The 16,121-nt window shown below is 31.6% G+C and carries 13 protein-coding genes; 11 read left to right on the top strand and 2 right to left on the bottom strand.

Annotated features, from left to right (window positions below; all coding sequences use genetic code 11):
- The first annotated feature begins 89 nt into the window (after positions 1 to 89).
- From FVE72_RS09345 to FVE72_RS09310, 8 genes are all read left to right on the top strand, one after another.
- Positions 90 to 2,429 (top strand): endonuclease MutS2, encoded by a 2,340-nt coding sequence (locus FVE72_RS09345; RefSeq protein WP_026738137.1) that lies wholly within the window; start codon positions 90 to 92, stop codon positions 2,427 to 2,429.
- Positions 2,430 to 2,804: 375 nt separating this feature from the next.
- Positions 2,805 to 4,289 carry a cysteine--tRNA ligase gene (gene cysS / locus FVE72_RS09340; RefSeq protein ID WP_026738136.1) on the top strand — a complete coding sequence of 495 codons (1,485 nt, stop codon included), beginning with the start codon at positions 2,805 to 2,807 and terminating at the stop codon, positions 4,287 to 4,289.
- A gap of 32 nt (positions 4,290 to 4,321) precedes the next feature.
- A complete protein-coding gene (gene mreB, locus FVE72_RS09335; RefSeq protein ID WP_006808470.1) occupies positions 4,322 to 5,353 on the top strand; it encodes a rod shape-determining protein in 1,032 nt (343 codons plus the stop codon).
- Between the two features lie 10 nt (positions 5,354 to 5,363).
- A complete protein-coding gene (locus FVE72_RS09330; RefSeq protein WP_026738135.1) occupies positions 5,364 to 6,335 on the top strand; it encodes an ATPase in 972 nt (323 codons plus the stop codon).
- 38 nt (positions 6,336 to 6,373) lie between these two features.
- Positions 6,374 to 7,909 (top strand): phosphohexomutase domain-containing protein, encoded by a 1,536-nt coding sequence (locus FVE72_RS09325; RefSeq protein WP_026738134.1) that lies wholly within the window; start codon positions 6,374 to 6,376, stop codon positions 7,907 to 7,909.
- A 13-nt stretch (positions 7,910 to 7,922) separates the two neighbouring features.
- Entirely contained in the window at positions 7,923 to 8,600 is a 678-nt protein-coding gene (locus FVE72_RS09320; RefSeq protein WP_026738133.1) for an EndoU domain-containing protein, read from the top strand.
- Positions 8,600 to 9,037: a hypothetical protein gene (locus tag FVE72_RS09315; RefSeq protein ID WP_026738132.1), complete on the top strand. Its 438-nt coding sequence runs from the start codon at positions 8,600 to 8,602 to the stop codon at positions 9,035 to 9,037. The genes FVE72_RS09320 and FVE72_RS09315 overlap by 1 nt, the downstream gene beginning before the upstream one ends.
- A gap of 367 nt (positions 9,038 to 9,404) precedes the next feature.
- Entirely contained in the window at positions 9,405 to 11,042 is a 1,638-nt protein-coding gene (locus tag FVE72_RS09310) for an AAA family ATPase (RefSeq protein WP_026738131.1), read from the top strand.
- A 107-nt stretch (positions 11,043 to 11,149) separates the two neighbouring features.
- On the opposite strand, the gene FVE72_RS09305 is transcribed toward FVE72_RS09310, so the two are convergent.
- Both FVE72_RS09305 and FVE72_RS09300 read right to left on the bottom strand, forming a co-directional pair.
- Entirely contained in the window at positions 11,150 to 12,235 is a 1,086-nt protein-coding gene (locus tag FVE72_RS09305) for an NAD(P)H-dependent flavin oxidoreductase (RefSeq protein WP_026738130.1), read from the bottom strand.
- Positions 12,236 to 12,272: 37 nt separating this feature from the next.
- Entirely contained in the window at positions 12,273 to 12,749 is a 477-nt protein-coding gene (locus FVE72_RS09300; protein WP_006808487.1) for a hypothetical protein, read from the bottom strand.
- Between the two features lie 168 nt (positions 12,750 to 12,917).
- On the opposite strand from FVE72_RS09300, the gene FVE72_RS09295 reads away from it, so the two are divergent.
- From FVE72_RS09295 to FVE72_RS09285, 3 genes are all read left to right on the top strand, one after another.
- On the top strand, positions 12,918 to 13,463 hold the full coding sequence (locus tag FVE72_RS09295; RefSeq protein ID WP_026738129.1) for an ECF-type riboflavin transporter substrate-binding protein: 546 nt from the start codon (positions 12,918 to 12,920) through the stop codon (positions 13,461 to 13,463).
- A 61-nt stretch (positions 13,464 to 13,524) separates the two neighbouring features.
- Entirely contained in the window at positions 13,525 to 15,228 is a 1,704-nt protein-coding gene (locus FVE72_RS09290; protein WP_026738128.1) for an ABC transporter ATP-binding protein, read from the top strand.
- On the top strand, positions 15,228 to 16,061 hold the full coding sequence (locus FVE72_RS09285) for an energy-coupling factor transporter transmembrane component T family protein (RefSeq protein ID WP_026738127.1): 834 nt from the start codon (positions 15,228 to 15,230) through the stop codon (positions 16,059 to 16,061). Before FVE72_RS09290 ends, FVE72_RS09285 begins: the two co-directional genes overlap by 1 nt.
- Positions 16,062 to 16,121 lie beyond the last annotated feature (60 nt).

The following is a 16,121-nucleotide window of genomic DNA, read 5'->3' as shown; positions in this document are numbered from 1 at the left end:
TTATTTTTAAAAAAAGATATATTTTATATTTTCTGATTTTTTTGGTATAATAAAAATAATAAAATAAGAAAATATATAAAGAGGGAAAAATGAAAAAGAATTATGATGTTTTGGAATTTTATAAAATAATAAATGAACTTATAAATTTATCAAAACTTGAGAAAACAAAAGAAAAATTTATAGATACGGACATAATTAAAGATAAATCCGTACTGGACAAAGAGCTTATGCTTATGACGGAAATGATAGACTTTTACAAATTTGATGACGGATTTGAGCTTACAGGAATGTCTGATATACAAAGATATATAAATTCCATCGAGCTGATAGGTTCTTATCTGAATGCCGAAGATTTTGCTGATTTGAAGAAAAATCTTGCTGTTTACAGAATTTCCAAAAGCCGTGCCAAAAATGTGAGAGATAAATATAAAATAATATGGGGACTGTTTTCGGACACTGAAGAAGTAAAGGATATAGAGCAGTTCATAGGAGATGCGGTAAATGATGACGGCAATATAAAAGACGATGCTTCTATCGGACTTAGAGATATAAGAAGACAGAAACAGAATATAAATGCCAATATAAAAGAAAAATTTGACGAACTTATGTCGGGAAAAGACACGCAAAAAGCCATTCAGGAAAGAATAATAACTCAAAGAAACGATAGATATGTAATAGCTGTAAAAACTGACTTTAAAGGACTTATCAAAGGGATAGAACACGACAGATCGGCAACAGGTAGCACTGTTTATATCGAGCCTTTGAATGTTGTATCTTTAAACAACAAACTCAGAGAATACGAAGCGAGAGAAAGAGAAGAGATAAGAAAAATACTTTTAAGACTGACTGAATTAATAAGAACTAAAAAAGAAGAAATAACAGAAATAAAAGAAATATTAGAAAGACTTGATTTTTTAAATGCAAAAACTGCTTATTCGCTAAATAAAAAATGTACAGTGCCTAAAATTATAAATAAAGAATATTTGAAATTAGTAGAAGCAAGACACCCTTTGATTGATGAGAATGCCGTTGTTCCTATAAATTTTGAGTTAGGAAACAATGAAAATATAATGCTTATTACGGGACCGAATACAGGGGGAAAAACTGTTACCCTTAAAGTTGCGGGATTACTCACTTTGATGGCTTTGTCGGGAATACCGGTTCCTGCCCATGAAAAAACCGAAATAGGGCATTTCGGAAGTGTTCTTGCGGATATAGGTGATGAGCAGAGTATAGAGCAGAATTTGTCGTCTTTTTCAGGACATGTGAAAAAAATAAAGGAAATAGTCGAACAGGCAAACAGTAAGTCTCTTGTACTTATGGACGAGCTTGGAAGCGGAACGGATCCTATGGAAGGAGCTGCTTTTGCTATGGCGATTATAGATTATCTGAACGGGAAAAATATAAAATCTATAATAACTACCCATTACAGTGAAGTAAAAGCATACGCATTCAATACCACCGGAATAAAAAGTGCTTCTATGGAGTTTAATGTGGAAACATTGTCGCCGACATATAAACTTCTCGAAGGGATACCAGGAGAAAGCAATGCCCTTATAATTGCAGGAAAATACGGTATAAGCGAACAGATTATAAACAGTGCCAAAAGCTATATAAGTGAAGATAATCAGAAAGTCGAACAGATGCTCAAGTCCATTAAAGAGAAAAATGACGAACTGGAAGTGCTTAAATTTGAATTGGAAAACACAAAAAGAGAATTGGAAGATCAAAAAAATTCTTATGAACAGAAAATAATTCAAGTAGAAAACGAAAAAAACGAAGTTATTAAAAAGGCTTATGAAGAAGCTGACAATTATCTGAAAGAAGTGCAGTCAAAGGCTAAAAATCTCATAGACAGAATAAGTCAGGACGAAATAAAAAAAGAAGAAGCAAAAAATGCCCAGAGAAGCCTGAATATGTTGAGAGAGTCGTTTATTGCCGACAAGAAGCAGAATGTAAAAGAAAGAAAAATTGTAGCAAGAAATATAGATATTCAGGAGGGTGAAGAAGTTCTTGTAAAAACTTTGAATCAGAACGGAAAAGTTTTGCGTATAATTCCCGACACAAACAATGTTCAGGTACAGGCAGGAATATTGAAACTGGTCGTTTCACTGGACAATATTGTTAAAATCCAAAAGAAAAAAACGAACAGATTTAAAAGCTTTGCTTCGTTAAAATCCACTCAAGTCAGAGGAGAAATAGATTTGAGAGGGAAAAATGCCGACGAAGCCATAGCGGAACTCGAAGTATACCTCGACAGAGCAATGCTTACAGGCTATCATGAAGTTTATATTATTCACGGAAAAGGAACAATGATTTTAAGAAAGAAAATACAGGAATTTTTAAAAACTTCCAAATATGTAACCGAATTTAAAGATGCCAACCAGAATGAAGGCGGGATAGGGTGTACAGTAGCTACATTAAAATAGATATTCAAAATTATGTTTTGTTACTATAAAAATATTTTGTTTCGCTCTGAAAAAATTTTACTTATAAAAATACTTATTCGCTCTTGAAAAAATGAAAAAAGTTCATTTTTTCTACGGCTCATTTTATATTTTTATTGTAAAATTTTAAATGAGCTTATAAAATATTTTGAATAAAACATAAAATTGAATACTATCTTTGACAAGTGAGATAACTAAACCTTTCAGATTTTACAGCGTGAAAAATGTATTAATCTCAGTAAATAGTAATGATTTAAAAAAACCCGCATTTTCGGAGTCGACAAAGGAGCGGAGAACGCGGGTAGCGGGAGCATGAGGGCGACAATGAGCCCTCATGAAAAAGGAAAGGAGAACAAAATGAACCTATACAACACGATGTCCAACAAAATAGAAGAGTTTAAGCCCATAGAAGAGGGGAAAGTAAAAATGTACGTGTGCGGACCTACGGTTTATAACTATATCCATTTGGGAAATGCAAGACCTGTAGTGATTTTTGATATATTGGCAAGATATTTTAAATATAGAGGCTACGATGTTACTTATGTGCAAAATTTTACCGATGTGGACGATAAAATAATAAAAAGAGCAAATGAAGAAGGGATAAGCCCTAAAGAAGTAACTGAAAAATATATTCAGGGATTTTTTGAGGATACCGAATCATTAAATATTTTAAAAGATATAAAAAGACCTAAAGTAACCGAAAATATAGCTGAAATTATAGAAACAATAGAAAAACTTATTGAAAACGGATATGCTTATGAAATTGACGGGAATGTATTTTTTGATGTGAAAAAATATGAAGATTATGGAAAGCTCTCCAATCAGAAAATAGACGAGCTGGAAATAGGTGCAAGAGTGGATATTATGGAAATAAAGAATAATCCTCTCGATTTTGCCTTATGGAAGAAAAAGAAGGAGGGAGAACCATACTGGGACTCGCCTTGGGGTCAGGGACGTCCGGGCTGGCACATAGAATGCAGTGCCATGTCAAAAAAGTATTTGGGAGAAACTTTTGATATACACGGAGGCGGACAGGATCTGATTTTTCCGCACCATGAAAATGAAATAGCTCAAAGTAAATGTGCTTATCACGGACATTTTGCGAAATATTGGGTGCATAACGGTTTTGTACAGGTAAACGGCGATAAAATGTCCAAATCTACGGGAAATTTCTTTTTACTAAGGGAAATATTAGGGAAATTTTCAGGAAATGTGATAAGATTATTTATACTCAGTACTCATTACAGAAAGCCTGTAAATTTTTCTTTTGAAGATATGGAAAATACTAAAAAAACTTTGCAGAATGTAATTTCTTCTATAAGAAGATTTGAAAAGTCTTTAGAAAAATTAAGCTCCGGGATTAAAAGCGAAGATGTTTCGGATGAAAAAATAAATGAAATTAATAAAGTTTTTAAAGAAAAAATAAAAAGTTTTGATGTAAAATTTATTGGAGCAATGGATGAAGATATGAATACACCTCAGGCTTTATCGACAATATTTGATCAGATAAGGGAAACAAACAGATTTTGCGATGATATTGAAAAAATATCGGATAAAGAGAGAAATGATAGCAGCTTTTTATTGTTTGAAGCATTGGAATTATCCTATAAAAATTTGAAAACGAAAATAGAAGATGTTTTGGGAGTTTTGTTAATGGACGAAAAAAAAGAAAATAAAGATGATTTGTCAAAAAATCTTATAGAATTGCTCATAAAAATAAGAACTGAAGCAAGAAAAGAAAAGAATTTCAGTTTGTCCGACGAAATTCGGGACGAATTGAAAAAAATCGGAGTGGAAATTAAAGACAATAAAGACGGTACTACAAGTTATACTTTAATATAAAAACATATAATATAAATAATCAAGGAGGAGAAATGGCAATATTTGATTTCTTTAAAATATTCAGAGTTAATAAAAGTATCTCGATAGATTTGGGGACGGCTAATATGCTTATTTACGATAAACAGAAAAAGAAAATAGTATTAAACGAACCTTCGGTTGTAGCGAGAGACAGAAAGACAGGGAAAATAATAGCTGTAGGAAAAGAAGCGAGAGAAATGTTAGGAAAAACTCCTGCGAGCATTGAAGCTATAAAGCCTTTACAGGACGGGGTTATTGCTGATATAGATTCTACAAAAGAAATGATAAGTTATTTTTTACATAAAATATACGGAAATTCTTTATTTAAACCGGAAGTTATGATTTGTGTACCGATAGAAGTTACAAGTGTAGAAAGGAAAGCACTTTTTGATTCGGTAAACGGAGCAAAAAAAATATATATTATAGAAGAAGGAAGAGCCGCAATAATAGGTTCCGGAATAGATATTTCCCAACCTGAAGGAAATATGGTAGTAGATATAGGTGGAGGTTCCACAGATATTGCAATACTTTCCCTTGACGAAGTAATTTCCAGTAAATCAATAAAAACAGCAGGAAATAAATTTGATGAAGATATTGTAAAATACATAAAGAAAAAGTATAATTTATTAGTAGGGGACAGAACTGCCGAAAAGATCAAAAAAGAACTGGGAACAGCTCTAAAAGTTGCAGATCCTGAAGTTATGACTATAAAAGGAAGAGATTTGGCAGTGGGAATACCTAATACTATAGAATTAAATGCGAACGAAGTGTACGAAGCTATAGAAGATTCCCTTTATCAGATAGTAAACTCTTCCAAAGAAGTATTGGAGAAATGCCCTCCCGAACTTGCAGCCGATATACTTGATAACGGAATAGTTATGACAGGTGGAGGTTCTTTAATAAGAAACTTTGTAGAACTTATGGAAAATGAAATCGGGATAAAAGTCTATCTGGCTGAAAATCCTTTAGATTCAGTAGTTATAGGTGGAGGAAAGGCTTTCGATAATAAGAAATTGCTAAAAACTTTACAAATGAGAGAAAGTTAAAAAAATTGTTATGAAAAGCAGTGAAATAACGGAAAAACTTAAAAATGAAGCAAATCAGAATAAAAAAAGTGCCAGTTATCTTTTTTACGGAGATAAAAGAGTTGACTTACTTTTTTATGCACTGGAGTTTTCTAAAATAATAATGACTTCGGGAATTGATAAAAACTCCGAAGAATATAAAAGTATAATAAAAAGAATAGATAATTTTCAGTATCCTGATATTGAGATTATAAATAAAGAAAATAAAAATATAAAAATCGATGAAGTACGTGAAATTATTTATTCGGCGATAGAATCTTCATACAGTTCGCCTAAAAAGATTTTTATACTTTCGGGAATAGAGAGCCTTAGAAAAGAGTCTTCCAATGCTTTGCTGAAAATATTGGAAGAACCGCCTAAAGATGTATATTTTATTTTGTTATCGAGAAGTCTGAATATTATCCCTACAATAAAATCCAGAACAATAAAATTTCATATAGAAGCCGAAAATAATGAAGAGCTTGATGTAAGTAAAGAAATTTATTATTTTTTTGACGGAAATGAAAATAATATAAGAAAATGGAAAGAAAGAAATATTTCTTTGGGAGAATATGACAGATACGTGTCAACAAGCCGAGAAGCATTGGATTATATTATAAAAATGAAAAAATATATGGAAGATGAAAATACTGAAAATGAAGAAACTGAAACTGACGAATTGGATTTAATAATAAAATATAATAAAAGCATCGAATATATTGCAAAAAAAATTAAATTTTTTGATTTGAAAGAAGTTTATACAATTATTAATGAAATTGAAAAAGAATTTAAGCAGGAAAGAGAAAAACTGACAGAGTTTCTTACAAAAATAATAATAAATGCAAAAAATTCAATAAATGGGGATAAATTGAAAAAACTTATAAATTTAAAAAACAGTATTAGAAGTAATGTAAACACAAGAAGTGTTTTGTTTAATTTTTTTGATTTATTGCAGGAAGCATAAATAAATTATTTAAAAAAGAGTTGTGAAAAGAGGTATTTATGGAATTGAAGCATTTGGTGAGCGGAACGGATATCAGAGGAATCGTTTCGGAATTTGAAGGAAAAGAGATTAATTTGTCTGAAAAGGAAGTTAAATTTATTGCTCTCGGATTTTCCAGATGGATAAAAAGAAAATACGAAAGAAAAGCAGATGAAGAAAATCGAAAAATAAAAGTTTCCGTAGGATATGACGCAAGGCTTACAGGACCGAAATTTGCGGAAATAATAAGGGAAGAACTGAAACAGGAGGGAATAGACGTATATGACTGCAAAATGTCAATAACTCCTTCACTTTTTATGTCTACAGTATTTAAAAATTATAAAGCAGACGGAGCAATAATGATAACAGCCAGTCATCTGCCGAGTTACTATAACGGAATAAAGTTTTTCACTGTAGAAGGAGGATTTGAAAAATCCGATGTCCTTGATATGCTTGAAATGGCAGGAAGAAGAAAATGTCAATGTGAGCAGAACTTGAAAAAAGCAATGGGAATAAAAGATAAAAAAGGCAGAAGCAGCGAAAAAAATCTTGCAGAAGATTATGCCGATTATTTGTGTAAATTTATAATAAAAGAAACAGGCGGAGAAGAAAATCCGCTTAAAGGCTTGAAAGTGGTAATAGATGCCGGAAACGGAGCAGCGGGATTTTTTGCCGATAAAGTAATAGAAAAATTGGGAGGAGATTCTACAGGAAGTCAGTTTTTAAATCCTGACGGCAGTTTTCCAAATCATGTTCCCAATCCTGAAGCCAAAGAAGCTATAGATTCTTTGAAAAAAGCAGTTTTGGATAATAAAGCCGATTTCGGAATAATTTTCGATGCAGACGGCGACAGAAGTGCTTTTGTGGATAAAAGCGGAAGAGAAATAAACAGAAACCGTTTAATTGCATTATTAAGCGATATACTTATAAAACAGAAAGACGGAGCGACTATAGTTACCGACTCGGTTACGTCAATGGGATTGAAAAAATTTATTGAAGACAGAGGCGGGAAACACCACAGATTTCAAAGAGGATATAAAAATGTAATCAATGAAGCTAAAAAACTCAATAAAAAAGGAATTTATACTCCTCTTGCCATAGAAACTTCAGGACATGCGGCATTTATGGATAATTATTTTCTTGATGACGGAGCGTACATGGCGGCTTTACTTTTAATTCAACTGGTAAAAAGTAAAAAAGCAGGAATAAGTTTCACGGACACGCTGAATGAACTGAAAGATCCTATGGAAGAAAAAGAAATAAGATTTTCTATAAAAGCGGCAGACTTTAGAGAATCAGGAAATAAAGTACTGGATAAATTGCCTGAATATGTGAGAAAAATTAACGGTTGGGAATTGGAAAAACCTAATTATGAAGGTGTAAGGGTAATATGCGACGGGAATAACTGGTTTTTATTAAGATTGTCATTACATGAACCGCTGCTTTGTCTGAATATAGAAACAGAAGAAAAAGGAAAAGTTAAAGATATAGAGAAAAAACTTTATGAGTTCCTGAAAAATTACGATGAAGTAGACAGTTCGGTGTTAAATAATTAGTTGAGGTTGATAAATGGATATAAAAAAGATTTTTAAGAAAATAGTGGAAATATTGCTGATTGTTATACTGTGTGTGGCAGTAACGAGATTTTTTATAAATAAAGAGCAGAAACAGAAAAAGGATACGGCAGTTTCTCAGAAAAGCTCTGGGAAAGAAAAATCTGATAAAAATTATGCTCAATATAAAAATAATAAAAAATCAAACAAAAAAAAGAAAAAAGAATATAATACTGAAACGAATAACAATAATCAAAACTCCGATTCGGAAAAAACCGTTTCATCAGGGAACAGAAAATATAAAATAGACTATGATCATATAATAGGCGGAGATATAAATTCGAGCGGTGAAAAAGTGACGGGAGGACACACTCTTCTCAGAGGAGATGTAAGAATCATAAAGAAAATAGGTTCTCCCGCTTCTAACGGAGTTTACAGAGCAACTGTAGAAATAAAAAGACCGGACGGAAAATGGCAGAAAAAAACGAGTAACGGCGGAGTAAATACAATGTTTCCTGAAAACTGGGATGAAGCGAGAGTTATAGACGAGATAAATTCTGCATGGGAAAACAGAAAGGAACTCAAAGGAAGAGACAGCAATATGTGGCAGGGAATAAGTAAAAGCGGAGTTATAATAAGAGGTTATAAAAGTCCGAGGATAACAGCCTATCCTATTTATGAAGGAGAGAGATAATGAAGATAATATTCGGTTATTATGATGATGAAGATTTCGGATTGACTGAATATCCTGAAATCATCGAATCTGAAAAAAATGAAGAAGTGTCTGATGAAGAATATGAACAGGAAAAAGAAAAAGTCGAACAGTACAGAAAGTATCTCGTAACAGGAATAATGGAAGATTTTCAATATCCTGAAAGTTGTGATGAAGTTCTTGTAGCGATAAAAGACATAGAAAACGGAAAAAGTTTCGGAACGGAATGGGACGGACAGGCTTTTCAGCATGAAATAACTCCCCATTATGTTCAGTTTGTTCATACGATTTTCGGAGATAGCGAGGAATATCCTGTATGGACATGCAGACTTAAAGAATATAAAAAAGTCCTTCACGCGTGGAAATCCTTTTTGGAACTGCCGAAAGATTTAGAGAGCAGGATAGAAGTAAGTGTATAGTAGTAATTTTAATTTTAAAATTTTTGTAAACAGAAAAGGAAAATTAAAAGAACTACAAGGAATCTTGAGGAAAAGTCAATTTTTAAAGAGCTTAAATTTTACTCTTAAAACTCATTTTTCCTCTTTTTTATAATAACTTTATTGATTTTTATCAGGAATTAATATATTTTGGAGTGATTTTATGTATTCAAATTTCAATTTTTTACAACAGGATTGGGGAGCTTTGGCTAAAATTGGAGAAATGAGAGAATATATTTTGTGAACGATTGATAAATTGGAAGAAGCTATTGATTTATTAAAATCAGTTGTAAGTGAATTGAAAAAATGCGGTTTAAGTGAGGAAGAATAAAAGAACAAAGGAGGTTGCATGAAAACTTTACCGATAGGAAAAAGTGATTTTAAAGAAATAATAGAATATAATTCTTATTATCTTGATAAAACTTTACTAATTGAAGAATTGTTAAAAGAAAATTTTAAAGTACAATTATTTACAAGACCTCGAAGATTTGGAAAAACATTGAATATGTCAATGTTAAAATATTTTTTTGATATAGAAAATGCTGAAGAAAATAAAAAGTTATTCAAAAGTTTAGCAATAGAAAAATCAGAATATTTTAAAGAACAGGGGCAATATCCTGTGGTATTTATTTCATTTAAAGATTTAGAGGCAAATAATTGGGAAGAAATGATAATTAGAATAAAAAACTTATTATCTGAAGTATTTTCTAATTATAAGCATTTAGTTAAAGGGCTGGATGAATTTGATTTACCTATATTTAAAAAAATTATAAATGAAGAATTGGATATATCTAATTTAAAATCAGTTTTAAGATTTTTAACAAAAATATTATACGAAAAATATGATAAAAAAGTAGTTTTATTAATAGATGAATATGATAAGCCCATAATATCAGCTTATGAACATGGCTACTATAATAAAGCTATTTCATTCTTTAAATCTTTTTACAGTTTGACATTAAAAGATAATTCTTATCTAAGAACAGGAGTAATGACCGGGATTTTACAGGTTGCTAAAGAAGGCATATTTTCAGGTTTGAATAATCTAATGGTTCATAATATTTTAGAAAACAGATACACTACATATTTCGGTTTGACAGAAGAGGAAGTTAAAAATACTTTGACTGATTATGACTTAAAGGAAAATATTTCAGATGTCAAGAAGTGGTATAACGGTTATAAATTCGGAAATAGTGAAATATATAATCCTTGGAGTATATTAAATTATTTGTACGGAAAAGAATTAAAAGCATACTGGATAAATACCTCCAGTAATGAATTAATTTATGAGGCATTGGAAAAATCCGAAGAAGATGTGTTTAATGAGTTAAGAGAGCTTTTTGAAGATAAATCAATTCAAAAAACAATAAATGCCAGTTTTAATTTTCAGGATATAAGAAATTTAAGAGGGATATGGCAATTATTTGTTTACAGCGGTTATTTAAAAATAGACGAGAGTTTAGGAAATAATATATACTCTCTAAAAATACCTAATTATGAAGTCAAAAGTTTTTTTGAAGAAAGTTTTATAAATCATTTTTTAGGAAATCAGGATTCATTTAGAGAAATGCTTATTGGACTAAAAAAGAAAGATATTAGAGAATTTGAAAGAAAATTACAACAGGTGTTTAAGTTAAGTATTAGCTACAATGATATCGGAAAAGAAGAAAAATATTATCATAATTTATTATTGGGAATGATACTGGCTATGCAAAATGAATATAATATAGATTCTAACAGAGAAGACGGCTATGGAAGATATGATATTTTCATTGAGCCGAAAAATAAACTTGATACAGGTTTTATTTTAGAATTTAAAGTTGCAGAAAGTGAAGAAGAATTAGAGAAAAAATCTTTAGAGGCTATTGAACAAGTAAAAGAAAAAGAATACTTTACTTCGATGAAAAATAACGGAATTAAAGATATTTTAGTTTTAGGCATAGCTTTTTATAAGAAGAAAATAAAAGTCAGTTATGAGAAAATATAAATAATGGCAAATAGCAAATAGCTAAAAATAAGAAAAGATATTATTTTAAAATGAGGCTACCTCATAAAAATACATTTTGAGACAGCCTCTTTTTATATAAAATCAATCTAATTTGACATCAATTCGTCAATCAAATCTTTCACATGTACAATTTCTTTAAGTCTGTATCCATTTGCCCCGGAAAAGAATAAACCTGTCTGAAGTCTTCCCAAATAAGCATCTCCCAAACTGTCAGCAATACAGTAGCCTACTCTTCTTGCTCCCTGTCCACGACCGCAAGGAAATACACAGTTGCTGATACATTTTATTCTTTTGTCGTCAGGAACAAGGTTTTTAATAAGGTCGGTTCTGATTGCACGTCCCGGATAACCTACAGGAGAACTTACAATAGCGATGTCTTCTTCTTTGGCATTAAGTAAAACTTTCTTCAGCTCCATACTGGCATCACATTCATAAGTACCGACAAATCTTGTTCCCATTTGAGCCGCATCGGCTCCAAGCTCTATTATTTTACGAATATCGTCGGAATCCCATATTCCTCCTGCAGCAATTATAGGAAAGTCTCCCCATTTATCCCTTTCTTCTTTTACTAGAGGTAAGACATATTCAAGCTGATGTTCAGGAGAAAAAAGCTCGTCATATTTTGCCCCCTGATGTCCTCCGCTTTTAGGACCTTCAACAATTACGGCATCAGGCAGTCGACCTTCGGATTTCCATTTTTTACATATTACTTTTAAGGCTCTTGCAGATGAAACAATAGGTACGATAGCAACACCCGGATAATCTTTTGTAAGCCTTGGCAATTCCAAAGGCAATCCGGCTCCGGTTACAATAATGTCGGCACCGGCATCGAGAGCATCGGTAACTACTCTTTCATAATCGTTTATAGCACGTAAAACGTTACATGCAAGAGGTTTATCTCCACATATTTTTCTTGCATTTTTAAAAATTTCAAATAAAGCTTCTCTGCTGTAGGTGTTTTCTGTACCGAAAGGTCTTCCATTTACAAGTTTCTTTGCAAATCTCATATTTTGATAATATCCTGTACATATTGCACTTATAGTTCCGAGACAGCCGTTTTTTGAAACATTCCCTGCGAGCTGATCCCAACTCAAACCTACGCCCATTCCACCTTGGACGAGAGGTTTTTCAATATAGTGTTTACCTATTTTTATTCCTTTAAATTCTTTCATTTTTGATTTCCTCCTCAATATTTTGTTGTCTCTAAAATTAACAACGACGAGGGGGAGCTCTCACGATACGTATATTTGAAGAAAATGAACTGTAATTCAGAAGTATACTTGTAAAAACAGTATACAAAAGCGACATACAGTTTATAATGTTTTTAAATTTTTCTATAACTTTTTTGCGAATATCATTAGTCATAAAGTCTATACAGTCGTTAGAGCAGAGCTGCTCAAATTTTTTCGATAAAATGCTTATATATTTTTTGTCTATCTTTTCAAAAAAAGACAAGTCAAAATCCAGGTTGGAAATTTGCTTATCCAGAAACTTAAAAAAATTATCACTTTTATTAAGTAATATTTTCTTATTTTTATTATAAATTGAAAAAAATATTTCAAAATTCACAAAATTGCTTTCGGAAAAAAGCGAAGAATAGTCATTTTTAGAAAATTGATTAGAAATATTTGTAATAACATTATGTATAATTTCAGATAATATATACATTTTAATTTTTCCGAACATTGCTCTCTCCCGTAAATTAAATAACATTTGTTACATTATAGCAAAAAATAAAGTAAAAAGTCAATTGATAAAATCTCAATACTATATTGACGGGATTATGTATTAAGTGATATAATTTTTCTACGAAAAAAAATAAATAATATAAATTTTTGAAGAGGTGATGGAAAGATGAATGAAACAGGAATAAAAAAAGTAGTAGCTGCGGGGATAGGAGCTGCAATATATATTGTGTTGGCGAGGTTTGCGGCAATTCCAAGTCCGATTCCGAATACAATGATTCAGATAACTTTTGCGTTTTTGGCATTAATGGCTTTTATATACGGTCCTGTTACGGGGTTGGCGATAGGATTTATAGGACACACTATAAATGATATAACTGCATACGGTTCGCCATGGTTCAGTTGGATAATCGTTACGGCGTTTTTCGGCTTTTCTATGGGTGTTTTAGGAAAATATATAGGTTTGGAAAATTTCAATTTAACAAAAATAGTAAAATTTATAATAGGAGATATAGTAATTTCCGCAATAGGTTGGGGACTGTTAGCTCCAACTCTTGATATAGTTTTGTACAAAGAGCCTGCAAGTAAAGTTTTTGCTCAGGGAATGGTAGCAGGGACAAGTAATGCTTTGACAGTAGTTGTCTTAGGGACAATTCTCATATTAGGATATTCTAAAACAATTGTAAATAAAGGAAGTTTAAAAAAAGAGGATTAAAAATTTTGAAGAGATTTTAAACTCTCAAAAATGAATTGATTAAAAGAAAGGAGTCTTGGCTTTGGAGACAAGCGGGAGAAAAGAAGCTGTAAGTTTTGAAAATTTTACATTTCAGTATGAAAGTCAATCGGAGCCCACATTGTATGATATAAATCTGAAAATATACGAAGGCGAGAAAGTCTTGATAATAGGACCGTCAGGCTCGGGGAAAAGTACATTGGGACATTGTATTAACGGCTTGGCTCCTTACTTTTACAAAGGTGAAATAAAGGGGAAAGTCGGAATTTACAATAAAGAGATTAAAGGAATTTTTGGGCATTCCGAATATGTGGGGACTGTTCTTCAGGATTCGGATGCTCAGTTTGTAGGGTTGAGTGTTGCCGAAGATATAGCTTTTGCTTTGGAAAATGATAATGTTAAAACAGATACAATGAAAAAACAGGTGCATGAGATAGCTGATTTTGTGAAAATCGGAGATTTACTGACAATGAAGCCCCATGATTTATCCGGAGGACAGAAACAGAAGGTCTCCCTTGCGGGAATAATGGTCGAAGATACTAAAATAGTTCTTTACGACGAACCTCTTGCAAATCTGGATCCGCTCAGTGGAAAATATGCAATAGAGCTGATAGACGAGCTTCATCATCGTAAAAATCTTACGACTGTAATAATCGAGCATAGATTAGAAGACGTGCTCCATAGAAAAGTGGATAGAGTTGTCGTTATTGATAAAGGAAGAATAATTGTGGACGATATTCCTGATAATATTCTTAAAAGTGATATTCTGAAAGAAATAAATATAAGAGAGCCTTTATACATATCGGCACTTAAATACAGCGGCGTAAATCTCAATAAGTATGATAAAGTTTCAGATGTTGAAAATATGGATCTTTCAGGCATCAAAGAAAATATAAGTAACTGGATAAAACACAATCCTGCAAAAGAAAAACAGAATAATTCGGAAACAATATTAAAACTCGAAAATATTGATTTTTCCTATAATGAAAAAAGAAAAATACTGAAAAATATAAATATTGATATAAAAGAAGGGGAAATGGTAAGTATAGTAGGCTCTAACGGTGCCGGAAAGTCTACTTTGTCTAAAGTTATCGCAGGTTTTGAAAAACAGGATATAGGAAAAATCTTTTATAAAGGTCAAGAAATTAATGACGAAAGCATCACTGACAGAGCTGAAAAAATAGGATTTGTTTTACAAAATCCCAATGCAATGATTTCCAAAGTGACGGTTTTTGACGAAGTAGCTTTAGGACTTAAAATAAGAGGAGTTTCTCCTGAAGAAATTGAAAAACGTGTGTTTAAAGCTTTAGATATATGTAAATTAAAGCCTTTCAGAAACTGGCCTATAAAAGTGCTGAGTTACGGACAGAAAAAAAGAGTTACGATAGCATCAATACTGGCACTTGAGCCTAAAATAATAATAGTGGACGAGCCTACTGCAGGACAGGATCTGTTCCATTATAAAGAAATAATGGAATTTTTGAAACAACTGAATGATTACGGAATTACGATATTATTCATAACTCACGATATGCATTTGATGCTCGAATATACTGATAAAGCCTACGCTTTTAATGACGGAGAAATAATAAAAGAAGGAAAACCGTCGGAAGTTCTGGCTGATAAAAAAGTTCTTGAAGAAGCCAATCTGAAAGAAACATCATTACATTATCTGGCAGAGGCTGTGGGGGCAAATCCTCAAGATTTAATAAAAACTTTTGTGTATTATGAAAAGGCGGATAAATAATGGCAGGTAATTTTTTACTCGAATACATAGAAAAAGACTCAGTTGTACATCGAATGAACGGAGCTGCAAAATTAATAAGTTTTCTATTATGGACAACCGCAATTATGCTGACTTACGATACAAGATTTCTTATATTTTTGACAGTTTTCGGTTTTTTTCTGTTTAAAGTCTCAAAAATAAGATTTAAAGAAGTAAAAATCGTTTTTTATCTAATTTCTGTATTTTTACTTTTGAATTTAATGATGATTTTTTTGTTTTCTCCTCTGGAAGGAACAAAAATTTACGGGACGCAGCATGATATTTTTAGAATTGCGGGAAGATATGTTCTGACTTGGGAACAGTTATTTTATGAATTTAATATATTTGTAAAATATATATCGGTTATTCCTGTTGCGTTACTTTTTATAGTAACAACTCATCCGAGTGAATTTGCATCTTCGGTAAACAGAATAGGTGTTCCTTATAAATTTTCTTATGCGGTATCTATTGCACTGAGATATATACCGACTGTTCAGGAAGATTTTATGACTATAAATAAGGCACAGCAGGCTAAAGGTGTGGATGTGTCCAAAAAAGTCGGTTTTATTAAAAGGATAAAAAATGTTTCTTATACATTGATGCCGCTTATATTTTCAAGTATCGAGGAAATAGATGTTATAAGTAATGCTATGCTTTTAAGAGGATTCGGAAAGAAAAATAAAAGGACATGGTATTGTGAGAAAAAAATGACGTCAAAGGATATTTCCGGTATTTTGCTGACTCTTGTATTTGTTATTATTTCGATATTATTGATAAAAATGAATAACGGAAGATTCTATAATCCTTTTAGATAAGATATATTCTAAAATAATTTGCTTTCAGCGTGACAAAATTTAAAATTTAATTAAAAAATA

The organism is Pseudoleptotrichia goodfellowii, assembly GCF_007990505.1.
GTDB classification, from domain to species: domain Bacteria; phylum Fusobacteriota; class Fusobacteriia; order Fusobacteriales; family Leptotrichiaceae; genus Pseudoleptotrichia; species Pseudoleptotrichia goodfellowii.
The sequence above is the reverse complement of the archived record's forward strand: the minus strand, read 5'-3'. Positions and strand labels throughout refer to the sequence as shown.

Bases quoted from the DNA above. Each gene is read 5' to 3' on its own strand.
- FVE72_RS09345 (WP_026738137.1), top strand. From the start codon at position 90: ATGAAAAAGAATTATGATGTTTTGGAATTTTATAAAATAATAAATGAA.
- cysS (WP_026738136.1), top strand. From the start codon at position 2,805: ATGAACCTATACAACACGATGTCCAACAAAATAGAAGAGTTTAAGCCC.
- mreB (WP_006808470.1), top strand. From the start codon at position 4,322: ATGGCAATATTTGATTTCTTTAAAATATTCAGAGTTAATAAAAGTATC.
- FVE72_RS09330 (WP_026738135.1), top strand. From the start codon at position 5,364: ATGAAAAGCAGTGAAATAACGGAAAAACTTAAAAATGAAGCAAATCAG.
- FVE72_RS09325 (WP_026738134.1), top strand. From the start codon at position 6,374: ATGGAATTGAAGCATTTGGTGAGCGGAACGGATATCAGAGGAATCGTT.
- FVE72_RS09320 (WP_026738133.1), top strand. From the start codon at position 7,923: ATGGATATAAAAAAGATTTTTAAGAAAATAGTGGAAATATTGCTGATT.
- FVE72_RS09315 (WP_026738132.1), top strand. From the start codon at position 8,600: ATGAAGATAATATTCGGTTATTATGATGATGAAGATTTCGGATTGACT.
- FVE72_RS09310 (WP_026738131.1), top strand. From the start codon at position 9,405: ATGAAAACTTTACCGATAGGAAAAAGTGATTTTAAAGAAATAATAGAA.
- FVE72_RS09305 (WP_026738130.1), bottom strand. From the start codon at position 12,235: ATGAAAGAATTTAAAGGAATAAAAATAGGTAAACACTATATTGAAAAA.
- FVE72_RS09300 (WP_006808487.1), bottom strand. From the start codon at position 12,749: ATGTTCGGAAAAATTAAAATGTATATATTATCTGAAATTATACATAAT.
- FVE72_RS09295 (WP_026738129.1), top strand. From the start codon at position 12,918: ATGAATGAAACAGGAATAAAAAAAGTAGTAGCTGCGGGGATAGGAGCT.
- FVE72_RS09285 (WP_026738127.1), top strand. From the start codon at position 15,228: ATGGCAGGTAATTTTTTACTCGAATACATAGAAAAAGACTCAGTTGTA.